We start from the raw sequence: 6,949 nt of genomic DNA, 5'->3' as shown, positions 1-6,949 counted from the left end.
GCGCGATGATCCAAAGGGATCAGCGCCGGATTCTGCCCCTTCCCCGAGCCCGGCACTAACTATGGCCAGAGCTTACAACTGGACCACGCTTTTTTGAATGGGACGGCACAAGGGTACGCAAGTGTTTCCAGGTGGCGAAGACAGTTCGGTCACAAATGACCGGCCCTTCGCATTAAGAGCCTCGATAAGTGTTTGGAGCAGAATTCGAAATCTGCAGCCAGTTCGTAAAGCCCAAGTCAGAAACCGGATGATTCGTGGTTGATCAGTCGCTTGTCAAAGAACGAAAAGTAAATCTTTTGCGTTAATGGTTATCTTTACTCTTGACGGCCGGGGGCCTGATAAGTGTTAGATTTCATATTTTTGCTTTATTGAAGTTGCGAATAACTCTGTACTTTATTAATTCATTTGTGGCTTCGATTATTTCGATTTTTGCACCTTTATAGCCAATTATTTTTGATTGTCTTAAGTCGTATTCAACATCGTTATTAAATGCTGGCCTTGCAGTAGAGTTGGAAAACTCCCTGTAACCAATATTGATTTTTTCTCCAAATTTACCGCTGTAAATTAAAGTTTGTTGAAATGAGTCGCTTCTGGTTCCGTGGTGCTTCAACCGCTCAAAGTTAACATTCGATTTACATACTAAAGCGTTAAATACCGTAATAACGCATAATTTTTGCTCTTCTTTGTAAGCTTGTAGGCATTTCCAAGGGTCTGCTAAGGCCGCCTTGGTGACTTGGCCACTTTCACTTCCGCCACTGGGGTAATAAAATTCTGCCTTTTCGTTTGAGCCCTGTTTCAGATAGTAACCAGGCATTGCAGTATAGGCCCATCCAATGTCTGCACTTTGTCTGAGTAGAATGGTATCATGCTCGATGTATTTTCCTTGTCTGAGCATGCTGTCGCCAACATAGGCAATATTAGTGCTTCCAATTGGTGGTTCACTTATTTCAACTTTTTCTGGTTGGTAGTTATATTTAGGTGCAGCGCATGCGGATAAGATAATTGCTAAAAGGGTGAATGCTAAAAGTTTCCAGATCAATTTCTTCATATTTCCCTCCGAATAATATTTTTTAAATCTTACGGTTAGCGATAAGCAGCGGCGACGAAATGTTTCGGCCTACTACCGCAATCTTAGAGTTTGCTTTTCGGGGAACACACCTGCCTATTCCGTCCACTTGATTTACTAGTTAAAAAATTATTTTTTCTTATCTTTCACATACATACCGCTATTGTCCTTTTTAATTTCAATTTCAAATAAATCACTAGCTCTTATTAGATCGCTGAGTTTCAAGTACCCATAGTTGACTGAAGAAAATGAACTATTGTTTGAAATATAACTACCTACTTGACCTAAATGTGACCAGCCATCGTCGCCAGATGTTTGTTCTACTGCTTTTCTTAGAAGGATTACAAGCTCGGTATCACCACGAAGTTCATTTCGTGATGTTTTTGATTTATGACTTCCATTGTTCTTTTTTTCATCAAAGGATTTAGCTAAATTTTCGGTATAAATAAACTGAGAGCAGGCATTAACAAAAGGAAGAGGGGTTTTCTTTTCTCCAAAACCGAATACTGTAAATCCACTTTCGAGTAAACGCATTACCAATGGGGTGAAATCGCTATCGCTAGTCATTAGTGCAAAGGCGTCAACAGTTTTACTGTATAGTAAGTCCATTGCATCAATAATCATTGCAGAGTCAGTTGCATTTTTTCCGGTGGTGTACGCAAATTGCTGAAGAGGGCGGATAGCATTTGGATGTAATTTTTCAACCCACCCTGATAGGTGTTCACTCTTCCAGTCACCGTGTGCATGACGCACTGTGACTTTCCCATATTTTGCGATTTCCTCAAGAACGCCTTCGATAGAGTTGTAGCTAACATTGTCGCAATCTATAAGTAATGCTATGCGTTGCGTATTATCCATTGCCTCCTCCAATTCATTCTTGTTTTCTAACGCTAGCAATAACCGGCGTTTTGTAGTGGTGTTTTTGCTGTGCTAGGCTTTTTTAGCACAACAAAAACACCGCGGAAAAACGTCCGAGTTAATTGCATTGTTAGGATTTTTATTCACTCAGCCATGATTTATTCCACGCATATCTTATTTTACCAACCTGTTCAATGGTAGCGCCAAATATATCAGGAGCACGAATTCTTTTAATATTCTGAACTTGAATTGTTCCTATGAGCTCTTTGCGTAGCCCAAACCCTTTTAGAACACTTCGCCTATAGTCTTCTTCTATCAGTGAAATTCTGGCATACCCAAGAGGAATGTACCTCAATATCGAATATATTGGCTCGTTTCTCCGAGCTTGTTTTAGGGCTGTACGTATTAACCCAATCCCTCTCGATTTTATGTAATCAGCAGTAATATTGTCTTTAGATTCCAAAACAATATTTCCATTAAGAACGAGCTTCCATCCATTTCTGTGGATGTTTACATTTCTGGCGAGTATTTCAACACCTTCGCCCTGAACGGCTGTTAGAGTGCGTACACGAGAAAATAGCTTAATTGATAGAACGTATGTATTTATTTTGTGAAACAATTTGGGGAGTTTCAAAAAAGGAACCCAGAATATTAGGTCATTTTCGAGAATACCTGCATACCCCTCAAAACTAGCTATTTTGTTATTTCTATTCTCCATTAAAGCGTTCCCGTCAAATGCAGCAAACCCACTATGCGCTATCGGCGACCGCAACGACAAAAAGTATCGGTCATAGCCGGGCGCATATCTTTCGGCGAGAATAGCTGTCCAAACAGACGAAGCTCGAACTTTCTCATAGTCTCTCGTTGATGGCTTAACGAAAATAACCAATTGTGATCTATTTTCAGTAGCTTCGCTGTTTAGACAGCCCTCTATCTTCCACCAGGGGGATTCTGTTTGAGAATATAATTCTTCCAGGAAAATTTGCTTTGGGGTTGCTGTCGCCGACTCAGTAATAAAGAAGAACTTCTTGTATGCTAATGCTAGTCCGTTACAGGTATCTAGTAGATGCTCGAACCGACTCATATACTCACGAGGATCATTTTTTACTGCTTTATTCTTATCCCTAAACTCGACGTTTCTGTGATTATAGCTAACGCTTCCATGGGCAATGGAGTTTCTAGTCGTATTACAGTAAGCCTTTGATAGAAAATTTTGGTCCGTTTTTGAAAGCTCCTCTACTCGATTATAAATATCTAAGCCATCAGTAGATTTCCCTCTCCCTAACCGACTGATAAATGCATTTAAGGATATGAGAACACCAAAAACACCCTCAATTAGTTTTAAGAATGTAGGGTTCACTTCATTTTCACAGAATCTGTAAAAATCATATTCATCTGTAGGAGAATCAACATCGTGCCATGATTTTTTATTCACCTCATCTAGTGATTTAAACGCAAGGTCTATCTGGGAGTTATTGTCGTTTAGAAACTCAACTATTAACCGCGAATTTTCGCCGGAATTTAGGAGTTCATACTGAGAATTGAATGATCGTCTACAGTGGAATTTTTCAGGCCTACCAGAAATATAACTATATAGCGATAAAGGACACTTATTTAGAGCTAAGCCATCATCAAAAAACTCACGTTGAACAGCCTCCCTCTTGATCTTCAAAAGAGGTTCTGTAAGTGGATTTAAGATACTGATCTCTAAGTCGTTCACAAAACTTCCTGACAATTCTAACGGTTGAATTCAGCGGGCGCGGTATGCGATCCGCTGGAATGATTTGTTAGCAGTACCATTACCGAAGGAATAAAGGGCATTAACCCGAGCTGCTATCTTGAATTTCCATGCATCATCAGGGTTGATAGGACGTGGATACTTGAGTTGTGCTACCATTTGTAATGCCTGAGAGAATGATACTTTAGTCAAATCCTCACCGAATTTAGTCTTTAAACCAACAATCCCGACAGAACTGGAGCCATAAAAAGCAATAGCCAAGTAAGCTGATGCGATTTCTTGCTTCTGGGTTCGCCGAAGAAGCATTAGGGCAAGCAATTGTTCTCTAGCTTTGCGGCGAATTGTCCGTTCATAGCGATTGCTTACAACTCGAACATACTGCTGTTCAATTGTGCTTGCTCCTTGTACATGACCTGACCATACACGAATCATTAGCACGCGGATCATCGCAAGCATATCAACACCAGGATGCAATTTATTACGATGATCTTCTGCAAGTATTAGGGCATCGATAAACTGCTGCGGTATGCTTTTGCCATATTGTTTCGTGAGAGAAATACAACTGTTGAGATCCGTTAGAAACTCTCTAGGAGCGAATACTTCTAACAGAAGGGATATTCCAATCTGCGGTACAGAAAGAGTCCACAGAAGGGTTTTTAAAATTCGTTGCGCTGCCAACTAGCGTCTCCATCTTGGTTTGCAACCATAGAGCTGAACCCCCCACTCATTTGATCGCTGGAGGTAATCTCGAGGTCATAATAATTAGTTGACTCTCGCCCGTGCCCATCCTCTACAACATGAAGAATTAAGCGGTCTTTTGAAAAATAATTTTTCTCAATATACCCTTCAGCCACCCCTCTGGTGCGATTTTCCCCCACATATTCTCTCTCACCAGTTGAAGAATTTTCGTAAATTTTCTCAACCGTGCCTTCTATGCTGTTGCCAGCTTGCCTGAACATCGCAATGTAGCGAAGAATCATGCCCTTGTATGGATTGTATGCTGTGTTGATAGTGCGTATTTCAAAAAACCAACGGCCCGCAATTTTTGGGATTGGGAAGATTTTCTCTCTGAGCCAAAAAAATAAGAAGGCAAGAATTCCGCCACCAACCACGGTTGCAAGAAAGCTATATAGAAAATTTAAGATAAAAACTCCTTTGGTCATGGGATATCGAGCCTCTATTAACTGCTAACGTTTTTGATAACCGGTGAAGACGCGACTTTCGCGACCCACCAAACTTTACGGATTTAAAGGCAGCAGGATCATCCATCCGGTTGATCTAATGGTTAGATTTCTTGGTCATTGTTTTCGTTCCATATTCCCATTCTGTTCTCAAAATAACTCCTAAGGGGCGTATATTTAAAGGCCAACTTGGGATTTTTTTCGCTTTGATGCTTTTTTGATTCAGACAAAACAAAATCATACGCTTTTATGATTATTTCTACACTGTCAGTGGCAGCCATATCTTCCTTGAAAGACTTGCCTAGATAGTCAATATATGGATAGCCGTCATCATCAATCGAAAGGAGTTCAAGGCAACTCCTGGCAGATTCTTTTGAGATCTTTGAAAAAATAGTTTTTTCTTCCTGATTGGCGTGCAGCTTAAGGTATTTAAATAGCTCATCACCAATTACGACTCTTGGGTATTGGGCAACTGAACTTTCAAGGCTGTATGCCCTTGAAAGAGCAGGGCCGTAAATTTCATTCTGATCGATTTCCAGTGCCACACCGATATCGATTCCGCCTCTGATTGGTTGTCCATAGGCAAGGCAGCTTAAAAACGTTGTTGCTGCAGCCGCAAGCACTCCAAAAACGCCTCTCATTGGTAACTTGTTAATATCGTCACGGAGTGGCAAGAAAATGGCAATACAGTCTGAAAATTGTTGAATCTTTACGTCGTTACTTTTGCACTGTTCAAATAAGGCTCGCTGGGCTGGATTTAATTGGTACTCATCGATATTGCTTTTGCTAAATGATTCAAAAAAAGTTCGGAAGGACGATCGCATACTTTTAACCGCGCCGTAGGTTTGCATGACCCTATCAGTAAACCTAGTGACATCTTCATCAATCTCTGGACTCGGCAATGATTTCATTTTTCGCAGCTCATTTTGCTGTCCGAGCAGATCGAAAAATGCGACTTAGGTAGTAGCCAGCATGGAGTTCATTTTTGTTGTTATTTTTTTCGCTCATTTACAACCTTTTGCATTCATGAATCTAACGCCCTAATCAACCGACGCGATAGCGGTCGGCTGGATTTGATTGTTAGGGCTTAGATACATTTCCATTGAGAAATTAACTAAGGACGAACCGTTTCTTTGTACTTCATTCTTCTTGACCACAGAGAATCCACGATGCTCAAAGAATGGCTTAGCAATGAGCGATGCTTCAACGTAAAGCCGCTTAATATTTCTGGATTTTGCTTCCTCAAGCAAATATTCAAACAGGGTGGATGCGACACCCTTTCCCTGAAAATCTGGATGAGTATAAGTGCAGTCAATATGACCATCTGCATCCAATTCTATAAATCCAGCAACACGACTTTCAATTACTGCTAAAAACGGCTTTTTTTCGTTTAATCGCTCAGACCAGCGTTCATAATTGACAGGTGTAGGGGCCCAAGCTTCTTTTAGCTCTGGTGAATACACGGACGGATCAATTGCATGAACAGACTGATGAAATAAGTCAGCAATCTCCTTCGCCCTTTCTGGTGAGTATGTTTGTATATCCATAGTAGCCCTAACTATAAATGGACAGGTCTGTATAAAACTGTAAACAAAGACACAAACCTGTCTGCCTAAACTATTAACAAAACTCCCGCCAATCCGATATAATCGCCTATCATTTCTGCTTTTCTCTTGCTTTGTGTAATTTTACTAGTCTAATATAGGCAGACCTGCCTAAGCTGGCTTAAAGACCATCCAAAGGACTGCTGACTCCCTGTCCGCCCTTATTCAATACATGAGTATAAATCATGGTCGTGTTCACATCCTTGTGACCCATCAGCTCCTGGATGGTTCGAATATCATAACCACCCATCAACAAATGCGTCGCGAATGCGTGACGAAAAGTATGACAGCCGACCCTCTTTACAATACCAGCCCTGAAAACTGCCGACCTGACTGCTTTTTGAAGCAGTGTTTCGTGCACATGATGACGTCCTTCTTCCCCGTTTTTTTTGTTCTTCCAGCGGTTTTCCTGGGGAAAGACCCATTGCCAGCGCCATTCTGCTGATGCATTGGGATATTTGCGTTCCAAAGCGCCTGGCAGCTTAACTCTCCCAAACCCATC

At 41.1% G+C, this 6,949-nt stretch carries 8 protein-coding genes; all 8 read right to left on the bottom strand.

Annotated features, from left to right (window positions below; translation table 11 throughout):
• Positions 1-352: 352 nt before the first annotated feature.
• Positions 353-1,048 carry a hypothetical protein gene (locus BLU87_RS16880; protein WP_217637545.1) on the bottom strand — a complete coding sequence of 232 codons (696 nt, stop codon included), beginning with the start codon at positions 1,046-1,048 and terminating at the stop codon, positions 353-355.
• A gap of 147 nt (positions 1,049-1,195) precedes the next feature.
• Positions 1,196-1,924 carry an NYN domain-containing protein gene (locus BLU87_RS16875; RefSeq protein ID WP_092351000.1) on the bottom strand — a complete coding sequence of 243 codons (729 nt, stop codon included), beginning with the start codon at positions 1,922-1,924 and terminating at the stop codon, positions 1,196-1,198.
• 139 nt (positions 1,925-2,063) lie between these two features.
• A complete protein-coding gene (locus tag BLU87_RS16870; RefSeq protein ID WP_092350998.1) occupies positions 2,064-3,644 on the bottom strand; it encodes a hypothetical protein in 1,581 nt (526 codons plus the stop codon).
• A gap of 30 nt (positions 3,645-3,674) precedes the next feature.
• Positions 3,675-4,340 carry a biosynthetic peptidoglycan transglycosylase gene (locus tag BLU87_RS16865; protein WP_092350996.1) on the bottom strand — a complete coding sequence of 222 codons (666 nt, stop codon included), beginning with the start codon at positions 4,338-4,340 and terminating at the stop codon, positions 3,675-3,677.
• On the bottom strand, positions 4,319-4,825 hold the full coding sequence (locus tag BLU87_RS16860; protein ID WP_092350994.1) for a hypothetical protein: 507 nt from the start codon (positions 4,823-4,825) through the stop codon (positions 4,319-4,321). The genes BLU87_RS16865 and BLU87_RS16860 overlap by 22 nt, the downstream gene beginning before the upstream one ends.
• A gap of 122 nt (positions 4,826-4,947) precedes the next feature.
• On the bottom strand, positions 4,948-5,754 hold the full coding sequence (locus BLU87_RS16855) for a hypothetical protein (RefSeq protein ID WP_092350992.1): 807 nt from the start codon (positions 5,752-5,754) through the stop codon (positions 4,948-4,950).
• A 129-nt stretch (positions 5,755-5,883) separates the two neighbouring features.
• Positions 5,884-6,390 (bottom strand): GNAT family N-acetyltransferase, encoded by a 507-nt coding sequence (locus BLU87_RS16850; protein ID WP_092350990.1) that lies wholly within the window; start codon positions 6,388-6,390, stop codon positions 5,884-5,886.
• Positions 6,391-6,568: 178 nt separating this feature from the next.
• The coding region (locus tag BLU87_RS16845) for a tyrosine-type recombinase/integrase (protein ID WP_175498445.1) at positions 6,569-6,949 on the bottom strand (381 nt) is incomplete at its 5' end.

The sequence above is a fragment of the Desulfuromusa kysingii genome, assembly GCF_900107645.1.
Lineage (GTDB): Bacteria > Desulfobacterota > Desulfuromonadia > Desulfuromonadales > Geopsychrobacteraceae > Desulfuromusa > Desulfuromusa kysingii.
The sequence above is the reverse complement of the archived record's forward strand: the minus strand, read 5'-3'. Positions and strand labels throughout refer to the sequence as shown.

Bases quoted from the DNA above. Each gene is read 5' to 3' on its own strand.
- BLU87_RS16875 (WP_092351000.1), bottom strand. From the start codon at position 1,924: ATGGATAATACGCAACGCATAGCATTACTTATAGATTGCGACAATGTT.
- BLU87_RS16880 (WP_217637545.1), bottom strand. From the start codon at position 1,048: ATGAAGAAATTGATCTGGAAACTTTTAGCATTCACCCTTTTAGCAATT.
- BLU87_RS16860 (WP_092350994.1), bottom strand. From the start codon at position 4,825: ATGACCAAAGGAGTTTTTATCTTAAATTTTCTATATAGCTTTCTTGCA.
- BLU87_RS16855 (WP_092350992.1), bottom strand. From the start codon at position 5,754: ATGAAATCATTGCCGAGTCCAGAGATTGATGAAGATGTCACTAGGTTT.
- BLU87_RS16850 (WP_092350990.1), bottom strand. From the start codon at position 6,390: ATGGATATACAAACATACTCACCAGAAAGGGCGAAGGAGATTGCTGAC.